The organism is Rickettsia endosymbiont of Oedothorax gibbosus, from assembly GCF_936269705.1.
GTDB lineage: Bacteria > Pseudomonadota > Alphaproteobacteria > Rickettsiales > Rickettsiaceae > Tisiphia.
Genome location: NZ_OW370493.1, coordinates 1,794,972 through 1,813,921 on the forward strand (window position 1 = coordinate 1,794,972; position 18,950 = coordinate 1,813,921).

Genomic DNA, 18,950 nt, shown 5'->3' on the forward strand with positions numbered 1-18,950 from the left:
TGTAAGTTCATTTTTTATTTTCCAATAAATCATATTTAAAATCTCCACAAAGTATTTCAAATTGATTTAAAGCTAAAGACCAATCTTTAATAGGCATGGTCCATTTTTTGGCTGCATTTTGTAAGGATAAAAATATTATTTTTTGAATTGACTTATCATCTGGAAACACCCCCTTATTTTTGATAATTTTTCTAATTTGACGATTTACAGATTCTATAGTGTTAGTAGTATAACCTCAGTTTGATGTAAGAGGAAGGTTGAGATTGTTTAATTTTCCAAAAGCTACAGAAATTTTATTAGGCTTAAAAACATAGGCAAGCAGTCCAGCTAATACGTTAGTTTGAAAATTCATAACAGATCTGTGCCTTGTATGGTCTATATGACAAAGGTTTTTTAGTTGATCGTTAATGGTTTCAATAATATACCTTTTATTTAAAAACCGCTTTTTAATAGGATCTATTATTCTTTCTTTCATATTACTTTTAATTTTTGTTATTAGTTCTAAACCTTGATTAGCAAGGGATTGAGTGAGTTTTTTACTGATATACCCACGATCACCAAAAAGCCAGCCTTGTAATTTATCTACTAAATTTTCCACCACTGCTCTATCATCAACATTTCCTGGAGTTAAAGAAAAACTCATAATCTCTCCGCAACTGTTAATGACAATATGTAGCTTACAACCAAAGAACCACCCAGTGGAAGTCTTACCTCTTTTTGCTATGTCTTTGAATACTTTATGTCTATTAATTCTTAAATTATGGCAAGCAGGAAGTTTAGTAGAGTCGATATAATATTGACCAGTTTGTTTTCCTGATAGGCTTTTTAGCAATAATACCATGGGCATGAAGCTCATTGGCATTAACTGAACAAAACGACTATAGCTCACAAGTTTTGGAAATTCCTTTCTATAACTTTGACATAGGCAGCATAAATAAAAATCTTTAAAGGTACGGTAGTGACTCAAGTGAAACATTACTATAATAGTAATAATCTCTGAGAGTCCTATACTGCAAACTACTTTACGCTTACGGTTAGGATTTGGTAATATATATTTATTTTGCTCCGTATCAAAATGCTTGCAAAAATCATCAATTAAGCAGAAAATCTCCGTAAGAGGGATCATAATATATTCTCCAATTTTGTTGTTATTATTCGAGAACTTTATAATCCCTCCCTTCTTACTTTTCAAATATTCTTTCTAACAAACTGGTTTGAAAGAAGGTTTTATTTTTACCATAGCTCACCACCAACAGTTTGTTTATGTTATTACATAATGCTTAGCATTTTGTTTGGTGCTTACGTCAAACTCAGGTAGTATAAATTACCTTTCTGTTCTCTTCAGGAAAGGCAAAAAACGGTATTATCCCAGACCAATTACGTTGCCAAATATCAGAAATTACCGGATATTTTTTATCCCATTTTACACCAAATTGCTGAAGTTTTAAACGTGCCATTTCGTCATTATTAGCTGTATAAATTTGTTTTAGATCTGATGTGACCTCTTTTAAATCTTTATATGACACATACTTTACTGAATTGCGAACCATATGTACAATACATAATTGTACTATAGTACTCGGGAATACACTGCTTATAGCTTCTGGAAAGCCCTTTAAACCCCACACAAGCAACATAAATTTGTTCAATTCCTCGATTCTTTAACTCAGTAACTACTTGCATCCAAAATTTAGCACCTTCATTTTTGCCTATCCAAATGCCAAGTAACTCCTTTTTCCCTTCTATATTTACAGCAAGTGCTAAATATACTGCTTTATTTATTACTATGTGATTGTCTCTAGATTTTACATAGATACAGTCCAAGTATAATATTGGATACACCCTATCTAAACAACGATTTTGCCACCTAGTTACTTCTTCTATTACCCCATCTGTTATGGTGGATATCAAGTCACCAGATACATCAGTTTGATATATTTCTTCTAAATGCCCTCGGATCTCGCTGACTGTCATACCGCGACCATAAAGGGATATCACTTTCTCATCAAATCCATTAAATCTCCTCAGCCCTTTTGGTATTAATTGAGGATTATACTCTCCTTCCCGATCTCTTGGTACTTCTACTGTCAGCTTACGACCATCCCCATCAATTACTGTCTTCTCATAGCTACCATTACGACGATTATTATCTACTTTTGCCATCTTGCTATGTTTTGAATATCCTAATTCATGATCCAACTCACTTGCTAATATTTTCTCAACTATTTGCTTCTTTAGCTGTTGAAATAAACCATCTCGACCAAATAACTCCGATGGATCTGCTTTTGATAATAATTCTTCTACTAGCTGATTACTGATGTTTAATGTATCTTTATCTGTATCTAATTTTTTAGCCATAATTCCTCCTTGCTTGCTTAAGTTACTTTTTTTACAGTAATCTCTTACTGCTTTCTTTGCAACTTACACAAACTATAGGACAGACTCAAATTTTCAAAAAAATATTTATCTAAATAATAAAACAACGTTTTTGTTGAATAAGTTTATGGCAAACTTCAAGTAGCTTACGCATACAAGCAACTATCGCAACTTTCTTAGGTTTAAAATTATTAACAAGCCTATTGTATAAAGTTTTTAAATATTGAAAACCATTTTTGCCAGTTAATACCGCCATGTATAAAGCATCCCGTGGTATTTTTCTGCCTCCCCTAATAAATCTTCGTCCTTGCTTATTACCACTATCACGGGCGTACGGAGCTATCCCCACAATTGCTGACAATTCATTACTACTATAATTTTTATCCCCTAATTCAGGTACAAAACTAATTAGTTTTGTAGCCAAACATTTACCAATACCAGGTACAGTCTCTAATATTTTTACCTTCTCTTTTAACTCTTCTGACTCATCTATTGTTTTGTTTAACTTCTTATCAAGCTCAGCTATTTCATTTTGTAAGAATTTAATGTGTTTTTCTATACTATCTTTATCAATACCATCAATACTATGATGTAGTCTTTTCTTTTCATTGCTAAGCATTAATACTAAATCTTCTCGTCTTTGCTTATATCTCTTCAAATTCTCTGATTCAACTTGATATATATAATTCGCTGAAAGCTGCATCTTATCACCATAATATGCTAATTTAAATGCATCCTTCCTATCAGTTTTACACAAATTTACCGATTTACTAAAAGAATTAAAACTATATGTATTGACCTTATGTATTTGTTGCTTATTATTATACAGCTTTTGACAAATCTCAGCTTCGTATCCTCCAGTGGGTTCACATATTATTAGCTTAATCTCTTGCTCTTTTGCTAATTTAATCACCTCTTCATGACCAGCTGCATCATTGGCAAAACGATGATATTTAGGTTTATCGCTTGTATTATATACACATATATCAAGCCATTGTTTACTTACATCTAGACCTATTATTTTACTCATGATATAATCTCCTTCGTCTTATTGTGCAAGGCTGCTACTTCCAACACTTTCTGCAATTTGTTCAAAGCAAACTTTGTAAGAGGGTACTTATTCTATGCTCGATTATCTCAATCAAGTACCCCTCAAATCACCCTCTTACCATTACTTATATCATAATTTAAAGATATAAGTACCCTACAATTTTTGTAAAGATGGTATTAGGATAGAAAAAAGTTTTTGTTTGGGAGGTATTAATAATGTGGATATTAACTGCGTTATGGCTGTTGTAGATTGATAAAAAGCATTTTTGATATGATCAAAGCCATAGGTAAATAATGAAAACAATTGTCTTTCAATGGTTTTGTACCGTTTTATTCGGATGGGATTTAAGGCATTTTGTATTATTCCATTTTTGACTATTAAAGCTGAAGCAATAGCAGTTATCACTAATAATTTTTCAAATCTATCCAATTTTACAATGTGACTTTTTTCAATATCAAAACCACCGCTTTTTAGGTGCAAAAATAGTCGTTCAACACTCCAACAAAATTTATATAAAGCAAAAATATCTTGCTCTATTTCAATTGAAGACACCAGAACCATCAGCTCGCTCTTATCATTTCTATATGCGGTAAAATTAACCTTTCTATTCCATAATATACCACTACAAGCCCTATACTCTAAGGCTTTAACATCACTAAATATTCTTTCAATGGTTAAAGTTCTTAAACCTTTTGTAAGACGAATTTTATGATCCATTTTTAATGGAATAACAAACTTTAGATGGTTATTTATCAGAAAGTCTAACCATTCTTTATTCATAAATTCTCTATCAGCAAGCAAATATTTTATTCTTTCAACGCCAAAATTATTAATAAATTTCTGTAAAAATTCCTTCATAAATTCTGCAGAACACCCACCACCATGCGACAAAGTCTTCCAGAATATTGGCACCGATATTTTACCAATTACCATTACTAAAAATAAAATATTAATATCGGATTTACCAAATTTCCAACTTGTCCTATCCATTGCTACGACATAATTTTTTGAAGCAAAAAAGCTTAATAGCAAATAGCCAACCTTCATATAATCAAAATTAAAATCTTTTAAAAAACGATAAATTCTATGAGTTTTTGACGTCGCTTTAGCATCACCTAAAATACCAAGTGCTAAACCTTCTTGATAAATTGAGCTGCCCGTCAGCAAACTAATTACCATACCAAACAAACATTTTAATCTTGATTTATTTCCGTCTATATATAAAATCAATTCTTGAAGTATTATATTATGCATTTTGTTATAAAAATACCTACCTTATACTACTTCACACCACTCTAAATCAACCATTCTTCTTCATCTTCTCAAAATTGTAGGGTACTATACTCCGTTCCTCACGTACATCTTAGTACGCTACGGTACTCGACTTCGTTTTTCCTAAAAATTCCTCAATTATCTTTAGGTTATGCAAGAGGTCTAATGTTTATGGTCATGATGATGGACGTAAAAACCAATTGCTGACAAGGTGTTTAGGAATTCTTGGTTTTCTGCTAAATCATTTGGTTTGCCACTACAGCAGATATGACCATTTAAACATATTACTTGGTCGGAATTTTTCATTACCGTAAATAAATCATGTGAGATCATAAAAATTGTAATATTTAGACGTTTTTTTATTTGATTAATGATTCGGTAAAATTCTTGTTGGCTAGTAACATCTAATGATTGAGTTGGTTCATCTAAAATAATTAGATCAGGATTGTTCAGTAAGCTAGCAGTTAGCATTAACTTTTGAAATTGACCACCAGAAAGTTCAGAAATATCATGGTGCTTATAATTATCAAAATCAATAAAATTGCTCAATTCTTGCCAATCCTTGTTAGTACTATTTGAAGCTAATAAATACAAAAATTTTTCAGCTGTAATTGGTAAATCTGAAGCAAAATCTAACCTCTGAGGGACATAGCCAATTTTTAGATTAGGGTGAATTATTATGTTACCAGAGGAAGGGCGATCTAAACCTAAGATTAACCTAGCTATTGTTGTTTTGCCAGCACCATTTGGACCAATTAAAGTCGTCACTTCGCCTTTTTTGACAGTAAAATTAATATTGGTAAGGGGAATTTTTTTTCCAAATTGCTTAGATACATTATTGAACTTTATTAATATAGTATCTTCTGATTTAGAGATAGGCATTAGAATCCTTGCAAAACTTTACAAATGGCGTCATTGCAAGGAAGATCGTAGATCGACGAAGCAATGACGATGTGTTGCTAAATTTATGATAGTCTACTTAACAATTTCCCACTGCCCATCTGGTTTACGACAAGCTTTGCCATAAGCTTTCTCCTGCTTACCACCGACAACGACGGTTTGAGTATACTCACGACAATATTGCCCTTGATCGTTTTTAAAAGCTCTTTCTGGTGTTACATATCCGTAATTACCACTATCCGGATTACGCCACTCTACACTCTGACCACTAGAGCCAGTCTCCAATGCTTTTTGAGAGCTTAATTGTGCCAATTTCTTGTCATGCTCATCCATAGTTTGACCAATATGACCACCAACAAGTGCCCCAATTAGAACACCTGCACCAGTTGCTACAAGTTGTCCTGTGCCTTTGCCAAATTGAGAGCCTAAAAGCCCACCAGCTACACCACCAATTAATGTTCCACCACCTTGTTTATTCATGCCAGAACAGCCGTGCAACATTGTTGTTGCCAAAATAATTGCCGTAATTTTGAATGTTAAATTCATAAAAACCATATAATTTTAAATTAAATATATACAAAAAATCTTATTAAGTGTCGTTAAATTTGATACACCCCTTGACTATAGTACACTAGCTGGATAATAATGTATTTTATATTATAAAACAATTGAAATTTTATATGACGACTTCAGAGCATCAAAATTTAATTAAATCGGCATCTTATGTATCTTTTATTTTAGCTGCATTCATCTTATTTATTAAATCTTATGGATGGATTGTGACTGATTCTCAGTCTATTTTAGCATCTTTAATTGATGCTATACTTGATATTTCATCGTCTTTTATTAATTTGATTGCTATTCGTTTTGCACTGCAACCCCCTGATTATCACCATAGATTTGGGCATGAAAAAATCCAAGATTTAGCAATTTTTTCACAATCAGTATTCTTTTGTGTTTCTGGTTTATTTATTTGTTTCTCTTCGATAAAATCTCTTATTGATAAATCTGTTCCAGGCAATATAGAGTCTGGTATCAATGTAATGTATTTGTGTATTATACTAACTTTTATTTTGGTAGCTTATCAAACTTATGTGATAAAAAAGACTAGTTCGGAAATAATAAAAGTAGATAAATTACATTATTTTACAGACTTACTAACAAATATTGCGGTAATCTTTTCTATAAACTTAACTACTCGTTTTTGGTTTATAGATTCATTATTTGGTATAGGTATTTCATTATACATAATATATGCTTCTTATGCTTTATTCAGAAAAGCTTTAAAAAATCTTATTGATGAAGAGTTACCGGAAAAAGATAGAAGAAAAATTATATCAATAATTAGTAGCTTTAAGGAAGTAAAAGGTATCCATGAAATGAAAACTAGATATGCTGCAAGTAAGCCGTTTATACAATGTCACATAGAAATGGATGCAGATATGTCATTATATAATTCTCATTATCATAGTGATCAAATTTGTAGTGAATTGCTATTAGAGTTTCCAGGGGCAGAAATAATTATTCATCTAGATCCATATGGTTATGAAGAAAAAGTTAATTACCGTGAAAAGATCAACAGAATTTAACAATTTTTTTATGGAGGAAGCTCTAAAGCAAGCACAACTTGCTTTAGATGAAAATGAAATTCCAGTAGGGGCTATTATAGTCAATAGAATAACTAACAAAGTTATTGCAAAGGCTCATAATATTGTTGAGAAAACCAAAAATCCGATATTGCATGCTGAAATTGTAGCGATAAATCAATCTTGTCAGATTCTATCTAGTAAAAATTTATCAGATTGTGATATGTATGTTACTTTAGAGCCATGCGTTATGTGTTCTGGTGCAATATCTTTCGCTAGAATAGGTAGATTATTTTATGCAGCAAATGATCCAAAACAGGGGGCGATTGAAAATGGTGGACGTTTTTTTAATAGCAAATCTTGTTTTTACCGCCCTGAAATATATAGTGGCTTTTCGGCAAAAATTTCTGAAAATCTAATCAAAGAGTTTTTTTACAAGGTAAGATATCAAAAATGTAATCCTTAATTTTATATTGCATGAAATGATGTAGGCAAAACCCTCGTAATAATGTATAATGTACATGAGCAAAATAAAGATAGTAATGCAACTTTTCTGAAACCTTTTATTAGCAAAATACAATGAATAAATATTTGATACTATTAATATTATTAATAATGCCTCTTAACTCATTAGCTCAACAACAAATAGCTAACCAGATATCTAATTTTGTTGCACCAGTTACTTATTTTGTCGATCATGTTAAACAACTAGCTTTGCTTACAAAGAACTTAATTAAATATCGACAAACAAGCATAGTAGGAACTAGTGGCATGGGAAAAACCCAACTTGCTAGAATGTATTGTTATGAAAATCAAAATAACTATAAGCTTATTTGGTTTATTGACTGTAATTTAGATATTAATCAAGAACTACTAAAGCTAGCAAAAGTTATTAATAGTACTGCTAAATCTAATCTAATATCAGAAGATATAAGATTAGTATGAAAAGAACTAATGAACCATTTATCGAATCAAGATAAATGGTTACTAATATTTGATAATCTAAAAGTAAGTAAAAATAAGAAAGTTAAAGAATTCGTTGATTGGGAACATAATGGACATGTTATATTTGGTTCTCAATATAGTGAAATACTACCGAGTATAGTCAAAATGACTGCCTTTGGAAAAAATGATGCAATTATCCTTGCTAATAATATTCTAGAAAATCATGATTCCAAATTAGCAAAGTTCTTGAACAAAGAGTTTGCTGGTTATCCTATCATGATAGTACAAGGGGCACAATTATTAAATAATGTAAAAGGTTTAGATAAAGCCGAATATAAGAAAAAAATTCATAAATCAGCAGATAGAATTAAATTAAATGTTACATTAGCTATCAAGGAATTAAAGCCAAATGCTAAAAAATTGCTAAATAAAATAGCCTTAATAAATAATCAAGGTTTTTCGAAAGAACTTTTAAAAATTATCACTGATGATCCGAATACTCTGGATGCTGATCTTTATCAACTGTCTAAATTTGCCTTAATATCTAACATTGATTCTCATGAAACTAATCCTATCTTTGAAATGCATGATGTTATTGCTCAGAAAATAAAAGAGATAAGCGGAAATAGAAATAATAAAATATTATTAGAAGATATTATTTTAAAGTTACCTAACCTGAATATTGCATGAAAGAATAGAGACAAAACCCTTGTAATACTATATAATATCAGTGTTAAAAGAAGATTACATAGAGGGTTTTGCCATGACAAATTGTACAGGATTAATTTACCAATCGAAAGTAAAAAATCGTCAAATAGAAATAAATTTCACAGGAGGTAATATTAGTAGCGATGGAGGTGTATTATTGCTAAGAGAAGCAGATAAAAGACTTGGTCTAACTAATGAACTGGCTAAGATTTTTCCTGATAAGCGAGATTCTGATAAAATTACTCATACTATTTTAACAATGCTCAAACAGCGTATTTATGGTATTGCTCTTGGTTATGAAGATTTAAATGATCACGATAATTTAAGAAAATGTCCAGCTTTGCAAACAAGTATAGACACACTGGACGATATGGCTAGTAGCTCTACTTTATGCCGTTTAGAAAATAAAGCAGATCGTGGATTTGCTCTTAAAGCTCATAAGGTGATGATTGACAAGTTTGTCGAATCTCATAAAACCGTGCCGAAACAATTAATACTTGATTTTGATGCCACTGATGATGAAATTTATGGCAATCAAGAGGGGAAGTTTTATCATGGATATTATCGTCATAATTGCTTTCTACCTTTATATGTTTTTTGTGGAAAAAAGCTGTTAGTAAGCAATCTTCGCAGCTCAAAGCTAGAACAAGCAAAGCATAGCTGGGCAATATTATCTCTATTAGTCAAGCGTTTTCGTCAATCGTGGCCTGAAGTAGAGATTATTTTTCGTGGTGATGGTGGATTTTGTCGTCATCAGATGCTGGATTGGTGTGATGAAAATAATGTAAAATATATAGTCGGAATAGCCCAAAATACTAGACTCAACAAGCTGCTTGAGCCATTGATGCAACAATCTAACGAAGCCTTCACAATTAGCAAAGAGAAGCAACGCTTTTTTAGTGAATTTAAATAACCTGAGTTTGACGTAAGCACCAAACAAAATGCTAAGCATTATGTAATAACATAAACAAACTGTTGGTGGTGAGCTATGGTAAAAATAAAACCTTCTTTCAAACTAGTGTGTTAGGAGAAAGAATATTTGAAAAGTAAGAAGGGAGGGATTATAAAGTTCTCGAATAATAACAACAAAATTGGAGAATATATTATGATCCCTCTTACGGAGATTTTCTGCTTAATTGATGATTTTTGCAAGCATTTTGATACGGAGCAAAATAAATATATATTACCAAATCCTAACCGTAAGCGTAAAGTAGTTTGCAGTATAGGACTATAGTACCCTACAATTTTGAGAAGATGAAGAAGAATGGTTGATTTAGAGTGGTGTGAAGTAGTATAAGGTAGGTATTTTTATAACAAAATGCATAATATAATACTTCAAGAATTGATTTTATATATAGACGGAAATAAATCAAGATTAAAATGTTTGGTTGGTATGGTAATTAGTTTGCTGACGGGCAGCTCAATTTATCAAAAAGGTTTAGCACTTGGTATTTTAGGTGATGCTAAAGCGACGTCAAAAACTCATAGAATTTATCGTTTTTTAAAAGATTTTAATTTTGATTATATGAAGGTTGGCTATTTGCTATTAAGCTTTTTTGCTTCAAAAAATTATGTCGTAGCAATGGATAGGACAAGTTGGAAATTTGGTAAATCCGATATTAATATTTTATTTTTAGTAATGGTAATTGGTAAAATATCGGTGCCAATATTCTGGAAGACTTTGTCGCATGGTGGCGGGTGTTCTGCAGAATTTATGAAGGAATTTTTACAGAAATTTATTAATAATTTTGGCGTTGAAAGAATAAAATATTTGCTTGCTGATAGAGAATTTATGAATAAAGAATGGTTAGACTTTCTGATAAATAACCATCTAAAGTTTGTTATTCCATTAAAAATGGATCATAAAATTCGTCTTACAAAAGGTTTAAGAACTTTAACCATTGAAAGAATATTTAGTGATGTTAAAGCCTTAGAGTATAGGGCTTGTAGTGGTATATTATGGAATAGAAAGGTTAATTTTACCGCATATAGAAATGATAAGAGCGAGCTGATGGTTCTGGTGTCTTCAATTGAAATAGAGCAAGATATTTTTGCTTTATATAAATTTCGTTGGAGTGTTAACGACTATTTTTGCACCTAAAAAGCGGTGGTTTTGATATTGAAAAAAGTCACATTGTAAAATTGGATAGATTTGAAAAATTATTAGTGATAACTGCTATTGCTTCAGCTTTAATAGTCAAAAATGGAATAATACAAAATGCCTTAAATCTCATCCGAATAAAACGGTACAAAACCATTGAAAGACAATTGTTTTCATTATTTACCTATGGCTTTGATCATATCAAAAATGCTTTTTATCAATCTACAACAGCCATAACGCAGCTAATATCCACATTATTAATACCTCCCAAACAAAAACTTTTTTCTATCCTAATACCATCTTTACAAAAATTGTAGGGTACTATGGTATAGGACTCTCAGAGATTATTACTATTATAGTAATGTTTCACTTGAGTCACTACCGTACCTTTAAAGATTTTTATTTATGCTACCTATGTCAAAGTTATAGAAAGGAATTTCCAAAACTTGTGAGCTATAGTCGTTTTGTTCAGTTAATGCCAATGAGCTTCATGCCCATGGTATTACTGCTAAAAAGCCTATCAGGAAAACAAACTGGTCAATATTATATCGACTCTACTAAACTTCCTGCTTGCCATAATTTAAGAATTAATAGACATAAAGTATTCAAAGACATAGCAAAAAGAGGTAAGACTTCCACTGGGTGGTTCTTTGGTTGTAAGCTACATATTGTCATTAACAGTTGCGGAGAGATTATGAGTTTTTCTTTAACTCCAGGAAATGTTGATGATAGTATAATGGTTCCAATATTTTGGACAGAAAAATAAGAAAAATGAGATAGAATTCTTTAGCAAACAAGGAGAGCTAGAGATGAAAAAACAAGTAAGGCAATATAAGGTGGTCCCCTTTGTCTAGACAAAAATTTAGATAAATAGAGATATAATTCACAAAGTATTTCAAATTGATTTAAAGCTAAAGACCAATCTTTAATAGGCATGGTCCATTTTTTGGCTGCATTTTGTAGGGATAAAAATATTATTTTTTGAATTGACTTATCATCTGGAAACACCCCCTTATTTTTGATAATTTTTCTAATTTGACGATTTACAGATTCTATAGTGTTAGTAGTATAAATTACCTTTCTGTTCTCTTCAGGAAAGGCAAAAAACGGTATTATCCCAGACCAATTACGTTGCCAAATATCAGAAATTACCGGATATTTTTTATCCCATTTTACACCAAATTGCTGAAGTTTTAAACGTGCCATTTCGTCATTATTAGCTGTATAAATTTGTTTTAGATCTGATGTGACCTCTTTTAAATCTTTATATGACACATACTTTACTGAATTGCGAACCATATGTACAATACATAATTGTACTATAGTACTCGGGAATACACTGCTTATAGCTTCTGGAAAGCCCTTTAAACCCCACACAAGCAACATAAATTTGTTCAATTCCTCGATTCTTTAACTCAGTAACTACTTGCATCCAAAATTTAGCACCTTCATTTTTGCCTATCCAAATGCCAAGTAACTCCTTTTTCCCTTCTATATTTACAGCAAGTGCTAAATATACTGCTTTATTTATTACTATGTGATTGTCTCTAGATTTTACATAGATACAGTCCAAGTATAATATTGGATACACCCTATCTAAACAACGATTTTGCCACCTAGTTACTTCTTCTATTACCCCATCTGTTATGGTGGATATCAAGTCACCAGATACATCAGTTTGATATATTTCTTCTAAATGCCCTCGGATCTCGCTGACTGTCATACCGCGACCATAAAGGGATATCACTTTCTCATCAAATCCATTAAATCTCCTCAGCCCTTTTGGTATTAATTGAGGATTATACTCTCCTTCCCGATCTCTTGGTACTTCTACTGTCAGCTTACGACCATCCCCATCAATTACTGTCTTCTCATAGCTACCATTACGACGATTATTATCTACTTTTGCCATCTTGCTATGTTTTGAATATCCTAATTCATGATCCAACTCACTTGCTAATATTTTCTCAACTATTTGCTTCTTTAGCTGTTGAAATAAACCATCTCGACCAAATAACTCCGATGGATCTGCTTTTGATAATAATTCTTCTACTAGCTGATTACTGATGTTTAATGTATCTTTATCTGTATCTAATTTTTTAGCCATAATTCCTCCTTGCTTGCTTAAGTCAGAACGCCCTCGCAAAGCGAGGGGCTTGACGGTTATGAGCAGCCCAAAGGGCTGCCATTGTTAATTAAAATTCTCCTGATTCGTCAGAGCCTAAACTATCAAGTTGCTCTTGATTCTTAATGTAGTGTTTGATCTGATTCTCTTCAAATCCTACAGTTGAGACCGCATAACCTCTAGCCCACAACTTTTCTCCATTAAAATTACGTTTTCGTCCACCAAACTGCCTAGCAACGGCTATAGCACTTTTCCCCTTGATATAGCCTATTACTTCAGCTACAGAATATTTAGGAGGAATCTTGATGAGCATATGCACATGATCTTGTACCATATGCCCCTCTATGATCTTGCTCCCACGTTGAAAAGCTAACTCATGGAATACGTTCCCAAGATATTTTCTAACCTTCCCGTACAATTCTTTTTTACGACACTTTGGAATAAACACAATATGATATTTGCAATCCCATTTAGAATGATTTAAACTTTCGTATGTTGTCATATATTTTCTCCTTTGACCGTCAAGCCAAAGAAGTTATATATGATAACTTTTTATTTTATACTAAATCTAAAGGCCAAGCCTTGATGGTCTCACTAGTCAAACTAGTGGCTTACCTATCATTGAGTTACTTTTTTTACAGTAATCTCTTACTGCTTTCTTTGCAACTTACACAAACTATAGGACAGACTCCAACAATTTAATTTTTGTGAATTATATCTCTATTTATCTAAATTTTTGTCTAGACAAAGGGGACCACCTTACAGTTAGTTTTTTGGCTGTGTGCCAACCTGCATTATCCGTTAGTAAAGCTATATGTCGGTTGCCTTGAATACTGCGAGAAAGCTCTTCTAAGAATTTATTCATTGCCTGTGTGTTTGCATATGGTAAAATTAATGCAAAAGCTTCTCCTGTATCATGGCAAGCAGCTCCATAAATATATGTTGAAATGAATTGCTGTTGCCGAACTTTACGGGGTCTAGTGCCACGCTTAGCCCATATACGAGTTAAGCTACCTTGTTGCCCAACTCGAGTTTCATCCTGAGACCATATATCAACTTTACATCTATCGATATTTTTTGGTAATAATTTTGTTAACATGTCTGGGAAGTTTTTTTATATGTATTTTGAGTCTCTTGATTTGACTTTGGATGCATTGAACGAGAAGTAATCCAGCTAAAACCAAGGCGGTGCATAGTATTGTAGACTGTTTTTAAAGCGCATTTAGCACCATATTCCTCAAGTAACATGATATGTAGCTCCTTTCCAGTTATATACCCACCAGTTTTACTTTCACTGAGCGTATTGATTTTATCAAAAAGAGCAGACTCTTGTATAGTGTTAATCTTCCTAGGGGCGCCGCTTCTTTGTGATTCAAATAATCCTTCAAAACCATGATTCCTAAATCTTCTGAGCCATGATTGCACAGTTTTCCAGTGTGACTTCACTATTTCAGATATGGCTTTTAAAGATTTGCCTAATTGAAGGTGATACATCGCCAATAAACGTATACGATTTCGACCATGCGGCTCATGTTTCATCATTTTTATAAAATCATGACCATGAAAACCTTGTGGTAATATTAACCTAGCCATTTGAGTACCTTTATCAGTTAAAAACCCATTTTACACCACTGCGTTAATTATTGCAATTGGTATCACTTAACGAGTTATAAAAATAATCTTTTATCCAATCAAATCCATAAGTAAATAATGAGTATAATTTACGACCATGTTTTTTGATCTTTATAGGATAAATTTTGTTCTTAATGTCACCAGCAAGCACGCAAATAGCTAAGGATAAAGATACTATTGCAAATAGTTTTTCTAGCTTTTTTTGATCTGTAATGTGGGTATCTTCAATATTAAATCCAGATGATTTGAGAGACAGAAAAGATCGCTCAATGCTCCACCTTTGCTTATATGCTAGCAAAGCACATTCACCAATAAGGACATTACTAGCAATAAATAGTTGCTCTCTTTCTAATTGCAAACAAGTTATTTTAATTGCCATACCATTGTAAATTTTGCTTTCTATAGTTTTAGTGTTACCTATTTGCATATCGGCAAAACATTTATTCAACTTTATCTTGCCACCGTTGAAATGCTTGACTTTCTCGCTTTTTCTTAGCCTAATAGCAAAAGGTAATTTTTGGATTCCAACCATATATTGCAACCATTCTTCTCCAACAAATTCCCGATCGGCAAGGATAAGCTCTATCATTTCCTTAGGTATAATTGTTAAAATTTGCTCAATCAATTTCTTTCTTTCATTAGTAGAAGAGTTGCCTTTTTTATCAAGTAACAACCATGCTATAGGAATTGAAATATTACCATATACAATGGTTGCAACAAAAAAATTCAAATTTTTAATACCAAATTGCCAGCTGGTTCTATCTATGGCAAGGCTAATTTTACCTGTTAGACAGAGCAATTTAACAATAATTTTTCCTAAACTTATAAAGCACATATTTTGTTCTAAAAGCAAACGCTCAACTTTAACAATCTTGGCATGCAAATTGCCTTTAGAAGCGACATACAGTGCTAATTCTTTGATTCTCACAGTTTTAGCTTTTACTACTGCACAAATTAATTCTGCAAATGTTTTAATTCGTGCTGGGTGCCAATCTAAAAATATGTATAATATTTGGTATAGTGATTGAGAGTCCATTAATACCTCCTGTTGCTTATTCTCAGCGGAGATTAGTAACTCTCAGTCACTTATTCAATTTATTATTTTAACCCTCCTGTAAAATCTGTGGGGTACTATGATGTTTTCTATATATTTACTGCTATGTTCCTGATGATACCAAAGTTTTTCTTCAGGACTCATCTCTTTACATTGATGTTCATTGTGGTAAATCCCTCGTGTTTGTTTGAGAAAATATCCGCATTCTTCAGGGTAATATAGTTCATTCTCTGTAAATTTTCTCTGACCATGTGACAAACAATTGATCATCACTATTATTGCCAGTAATTCTTGATCTGCTTCTGATAATACCGGGTTATTATTATTACTTGCGTCAGTCATTAATTGGATAGAATCTGTTCTATTCTTACGATTCTTTAGTACGTTACCTATATTTTCTCCACCATGCCTATTACCGGTAAAATATAAAACTATCACCTCATTATTTGCAGTCTTAGCACATATTGTAGTAGTATAACAGCTGCGTCCTTTCTTATTTTGAGTACGTAATTTCTTATTGGCTATAGTAATTTCTAAAATCCTAGCTCTAGTATCATCAAGGTTCAGTGAACTACATTCGGCAGCCATTTCCAATAATACCCCGTAAATTTCAGCTCCACCACCTTCTTGCCAAACATCTAAATATTGTTGCCAGAGCGAGCTATATGCCACAGGAACACCACTTAAACTTTGCAGCCTAGATAAACGGTAGAAAGGAGTGCCATAGGTCTTTTGTAACACTATTGCACTTCTGCTACTATTTGTCCATTTGTTGATATTTTTATTGTTCATAACTATATAATCACAAGCATTACAACGTAGCGTTTTCTTTACATATCTGTTGACTGTAATTGGAGCATTACCTGTAAATTGTAGCAATTTTCTAGCTTCACTATTATATAGTTTGCCATTACAACAGTGAGGACAGCTATCACCACTACAAAAATTCTCAGGAGTTAAATAGCTGGTATTCGCATCCTTATAATCATCAAACCCATATTTACCTTGCCAATTACTACGATCTATCTTTTTGGGCTTATCGCACTCTTCTTCATTACCACCATTCCCGTTATCAGATTCACTTGGCGGTTCTTTTAATGAATCTGAACTATCTTTTTTTTGTTATCTGCCTTAAAACCAATCAGCATTTCCTTAAGCTTATTTATACTGATATTTGATGATGCTAGCTTGTCTATTAGCTCATTACAAAATTTCACAAGTTCTACTATCGTTTGCTGTTCATCTCCCGTTAATGAACTTTCCTTGACGTGTTGTATTAGTTCTTCTCGTTCTTCAGCACTTAAGGTCGCTACTTTTGGTTTTTTCATTTGATTAATTATCATTATTATTAATATTTCAAATGTTATAATATAACTGGTACTTTTTCAACTAGTTTTTATTAATCGGTGATATTTGCATAGTAGAAACCCAAATTTATACAATAAATTCGTACTAGCAAAAAAATTAGATAGTGTTACGCAGTTTTGCTGCAAGTATACGAAAAAGTAGCCAGTTCGCAAATTGGTGATTGTAAAGATTTCTCTGCAAGTACTGCTGCTATCTTGCAAAAACTTGATTATAAGGTTCAACCTATTATAGTAATGCGAGGTATTACTAATTTTTCTAACCCAGATGCCTTACCTAACATGGGAAATTTTAATCATGTGATGCTCAAAGTAACTAACAAAAAAGGTAAAGTATATTGGATTGATCCAACAAATCTTGTTAGTATGGCACAAGGAATTTTCCCAGATATTGCTAATAAGATAGCATTGCTATTAGATACTCAAGAAGCTGGTTATACCAAAGTTGCCAATATACAGCCTGAGACTTCACAAACTATATCATGCGAGGAATTAGTTATAAAAAATAATATTGTAGAACTGTCTGGTCAGTTTGATCTGAAGGGAGAAGTGGCATCAGGCATGAGTGGTTGGGGATTATATTATTCAACTGAACAGTTAAAGGATTTTACTTTCCGTAGGTTGAGTGGAGAATATCTTAATGAAGAAGACAAAAAATTCTTAGAATTACCTGATCTTACTTCTCGTATTACGTCAGTTCGGGATAAGATATAGATGAAATAGTAATAGATAAAAGGATTGTCAAAAAGGAGTGCCTGCAGTATTTATATTTTTAAACAAAAAAACAAACTACAGGCATGAAAAAAGATATCACAGAATTATATAGTTTTATAGATGATTTTTGTAAAATTTATTTGGAGTATGAACAGAGAAAGTTATTACCATCAAATAAGCAAAGAAATCGCTGTTGTAGCATGAGTCTAAGTGAAATGTTAACAATAATAATTATGTTTCATACATCCTATGCTAAGAATTTTAAATTTTTCTATAAAAGTTATATAGAGTGCATGCATAAGGATGATTTTCCCAAAGCCTTGAGTTATAATAGATTTGTTGAATTAATGGCACGATTATTCATACCGCTAAATATGTTGATTCATTTGTTGTTTGGTGAGGAAACAGGTATTTATTTTATTGACTCTACAACGATTAAAGCTTGTCACAATAAAAGGCGTTATAGCAATAAAGTTTTTAAAGGATTAGCCAAACATAGTAAATCCTCTATGGGGTATTTTTATGGTTTTAAATTACATGTAATAATCAATAATAAAGGGGAGTTTATGGCATTAAAAGTGACCAAAGGCAATGTAGATGATAGGGTTCCAGTACCGGAGTTAACAAAAAGATTAACTGGAATTATAGCAGCTGATAAAGGTTATATTAAGCAAAATTTGTTCTTAAATTTATATGAAAGAGGCTTAAAAATGATTCATGGAATTAAGAAGAATATGGAAAATAAATTAATGGATTTGAAAGAAAAAATCTTACTTCGAAAGCGTAACTTAATTGAAACAGTTTTTGATTATCTAAAAAATAAAATGAACCTTGAACATACTAGACATAGATCACCAATAAATGCCTTTGTCCATATATTATCTACTCTTGTTGCTTACTCATTAAAGAAAAATAAACCTTCAACAAAATTTGATTTTAATCTACATGTTCACAATATCCTTATCCCGAATTGACGTGTATTGTTAAAGATCTTACAATCAAATATGCATTACAGCAAAGAAATAGAATTTCTAAAACAAATATGGGGGTTGCTTTAACTTCAAAGTCTAGTAGATCGGATGATATCACCCATACAGCTTCTGATCAAATATCAGACATCTT

General features: G+C 32.0%; 22 protein-coding genes and 4 pseudogenes. 11 read left to right on the forward strand and 15 right to left on the reverse strand.

The window, feature by feature from the left end; all coding sequences use genetic code 11:
• Window positions 1-7: 7 nt before the first annotated feature.
• The 8 genes and pseudogenes from NBW66_RS09765 to NBW66_RS09800 all read right to left on the reverse strand — a co-directional run.
• Window positions 8-220 (reverse strand): annotated as a pseudogene (locus NBW66_RS09765) (transposase); the annotation flags it as partial.
• Window positions 221-235: 15 nt separating this feature from the next.
• Window positions 236-1,126, reverse strand: a complete 891-nt coding sequence (locus NBW66_RS09770; protein WP_250310807.1) for an IS982 family transposase — start codon at window positions 1,124-1,126, stop codon at window positions 236-238.
• A gap of 184 nt (window positions 1,127-1,310) precedes the next feature.
• Window positions 1,311-1,526, reverse strand: a complete 216-nt coding sequence (locus tag NBW66_RS09775) for a transposase (protein ID WP_410525794.1) — start codon at window positions 1,524-1,526, stop codon at window positions 1,311-1,313.
• Window positions 1,516-2,358, reverse strand: coding sequence for an IS256 family transposase (locus tag NBW66_RS09780; RefSeq protein WP_250310860.1), 843 nt, complete (start codon window positions 2,356-2,358; stop codon window positions 1,516-1,518). Before NBW66_RS09780 ends, NBW66_RS09775 begins: the two co-directional genes overlap by 11 nt.
• Window positions 2,359-2,467: 109 nt before the next feature.
• Window positions 2,468-3,406, reverse strand: a complete 939-nt coding sequence (locus NBW66_RS09785; RefSeq protein WP_250310767.1) for an IS110 family RNA-guided transposase — start codon at window positions 3,404-3,406, stop codon at window positions 2,468-2,470.
• A gap of 174 nt (window positions 3,407-3,580) precedes the next feature.
• Window positions 3,581-4,681 (reverse strand): transposase, encoded by a 1,101-nt coding sequence (locus NBW66_RS09790; RefSeq protein WP_250310861.1) that lies wholly within the window; start codon window positions 4,679-4,681, stop codon window positions 3,581-3,583.
• 180 nt (window positions 4,682-4,861) lie between these two features.
• Complete coding sequence (locus NBW66_RS09795; RefSeq protein WP_250310862.1) at window positions 4,862-5,581, reverse strand: metal ABC transporter ATP-binding protein; 720 nt, start codon at window positions 5,579-5,581, stop codon at window positions 4,862-4,864.
• 93 nt (window positions 5,582-5,674) lie between these two features.
• Window positions 5,675-6,145, reverse strand: a complete 471-nt coding sequence (locus tag NBW66_RS09800; protein ID WP_250312182.1) for an RT0821/Lpp0805 family surface protein — start codon at window positions 6,143-6,145, stop codon at window positions 5,675-5,677.
• A gap of 134 nt (window positions 6,146-6,279) precedes the next feature.
• On the opposite strand from NBW66_RS09800, the gene NBW66_RS09805 reads away from it, so the two are divergent.
• The 9 genes and pseudogenes from NBW66_RS09805 to NBW66_RS09840 all read left to right on the forward strand — a co-directional run.
• Window positions 6,280-7,188 carry a cation diffusion facilitator family transporter gene (locus NBW66_RS09805; RefSeq protein WP_250310863.1) on the forward strand — a complete coding sequence of 303 codons (909 nt, stop codon included), beginning with the start codon at window positions 6,280-6,282 and terminating at the stop codon, window positions 7,186-7,188.
• On the forward strand, window positions 7,145-7,651 hold the full coding sequence (locus NBW66_RS09810) for a nucleoside deaminase (RefSeq protein ID WP_250310864.1): 507 nt from the start codon (window positions 7,145-7,147) through the stop codon (window positions 7,649-7,651). Before NBW66_RS09805 ends, NBW66_RS09810 begins: the two co-directional genes overlap by 44 nt.
• 125 nt (window positions 7,652-7,776) lie before the next feature.
• Entirely contained in the window at window positions 7,777-8,130 is a 354-nt protein-coding gene (locus NBW66_RS09815) for a hypothetical protein (RefSeq protein WP_250310865.1), read from the forward strand.
• A gap of 9 nt (window positions 8,131-8,139) precedes the next feature.
• Window positions 8,140-8,820, forward strand: coding sequence for a hypothetical protein (locus tag NBW66_RS09820; RefSeq protein WP_250310866.1), 681 nt, complete (start codon window positions 8,140-8,142; stop codon window positions 8,818-8,820).
• A 40-nt stretch (window positions 8,821-8,860) separates the two neighbouring features.
• Window positions 8,861-9,751 carry an IS1380 family transposase gene (locus NBW66_RS09825; protein ID WP_250310867.1) on the forward strand — a complete coding sequence of 297 codons (891 nt, stop codon included), beginning with the start codon at window positions 8,861-8,863 and terminating at the stop codon, window positions 9,749-9,751.
• Between the two features lie 192 nt (window positions 9,752-9,943).
• A pseudogene (locus NBW66_RS14610) lies at window positions 9,944-10,069 on the forward strand (IS982 family transposase); the annotation flags it as partial.
• 87 nt (window positions 10,070-10,156) lie between these two features.
• Window positions 10,157-10,939: a transposase gene (locus NBW66_RS09830; protein WP_250310771.1), complete on the forward strand. Its 783-nt coding sequence runs from the start codon at window positions 10,157-10,159 to the stop codon at window positions 10,937-10,939.
• The gene (locus NBW66_RS09835; protein ID WP_250310868.1) at window positions 10,930-11,256 is read left to right on the forward strand and encodes a hypothetical protein; all 327 of its coding nucleotides are present in this window, start codon (window positions 10,930-10,932) and stop codon (window positions 11,254-11,256) included. The genes NBW66_RS09830 and NBW66_RS09835 overlap by 10 nt, the downstream gene beginning before the upstream one ends.
• 11 nt (window positions 11,257-11,267) lie before the next feature.
• Window positions 11,268-11,681: pseudogene (locus tag NBW66_RS09840) on the forward strand (IS982 family transposase); the annotation flags it as partial.
• Between the two features lie 146 nt (window positions 11,682-11,827).
• Here NBW66_RS09840 and NBW66_RS09845 read toward each other — a convergent pair.
• From NBW66_RS09845 to NBW66_RS09875, 7 genes and pseudogenes are all read right to left on the reverse strand, one after another.
• Window positions 11,828-13,046, reverse strand: a pseudogene (locus NBW66_RS09845) (IS256 family transposase); the annotation flags it as partial.
• 88 nt (window positions 13,047-13,134) lie between these two features.
• Window positions 13,135-13,566, reverse strand: coding sequence for an IS200/IS605 family transposase (gene tnpA, locus NBW66_RS09850; protein WP_250310729.1), 432 nt, complete (start codon window positions 13,564-13,566; stop codon window positions 13,135-13,137).
• Between the two features lie 222 nt (window positions 13,567-13,788).
• Window positions 13,789-14,163 (reverse strand): transposase, encoded by a 375-nt coding sequence (locus tag NBW66_RS09855; RefSeq protein ID WP_250310870.1) that lies wholly within the window; start codon window positions 14,161-14,163, stop codon window positions 13,789-13,791.
• Window positions 14,157-14,657 carry a helix-turn-helix domain-containing protein gene (locus tag NBW66_RS09860; protein ID WP_250310542.1) on the reverse strand — a complete coding sequence of 167 codons (501 nt, stop codon included), beginning with the start codon at window positions 14,655-14,657 and terminating at the stop codon, window positions 14,157-14,159. The genes NBW66_RS09855 and NBW66_RS09860 overlap by 7 nt, the downstream gene beginning before the upstream one ends.
• A gap of 43 nt (window positions 14,658-14,700) precedes the next feature.
• Window positions 14,701-15,732: an IS4 family transposase gene (locus tag NBW66_RS09865; protein ID WP_250310871.1), complete on the reverse strand. Its 1,032-nt coding sequence runs from the start codon at window positions 15,730-15,732 to the stop codon at window positions 14,701-14,703.
• A gap of 54 nt (window positions 15,733-15,786) precedes the next feature.
• Window positions 15,787-16,542, reverse strand: a complete 756-nt coding sequence (locus tag NBW66_RS09870) for an IS66 family transposase (RefSeq protein WP_250310872.1) — start codon at window positions 16,540-16,542, stop codon at window positions 15,787-15,789.
• A 302-nt stretch (window positions 16,543-16,844) separates the two neighbouring features.
• Window positions 16,845-17,078, reverse strand: a complete 234-nt coding sequence (locus NBW66_RS09875; RefSeq protein WP_250310741.1) for a hypothetical protein — start codon at window positions 17,076-17,078, stop codon at window positions 16,845-16,847.
• A gap of 234 nt (window positions 17,079-17,312) precedes the next feature.
• Here NBW66_RS09875 and NBW66_RS09880 point away from each other — a divergent pair, with 234 nt between their 5' ends.
• Together NBW66_RS09880 and NBW66_RS09885 are read left to right on the forward strand one after the other, a co-directional pair.
• Complete coding sequence (locus NBW66_RS09880) at window positions 17,313-17,828, forward strand: hypothetical protein (RefSeq protein WP_250310873.1); 516 nt, start codon at window positions 17,313-17,315, stop codon at window positions 17,826-17,828.
• Window positions 17,829-17,911: 83 nt separating this feature from the next.
• Window positions 17,912-18,802 carry an IS982 family transposase gene (locus NBW66_RS09885; protein ID WP_250310582.1) on the forward strand — a complete coding sequence of 297 codons (891 nt, stop codon included), beginning with the start codon at window positions 17,912-17,914 and terminating at the stop codon, window positions 18,800-18,802.
• Window positions 18,803-18,950 lie beyond the last annotated feature (148 nt).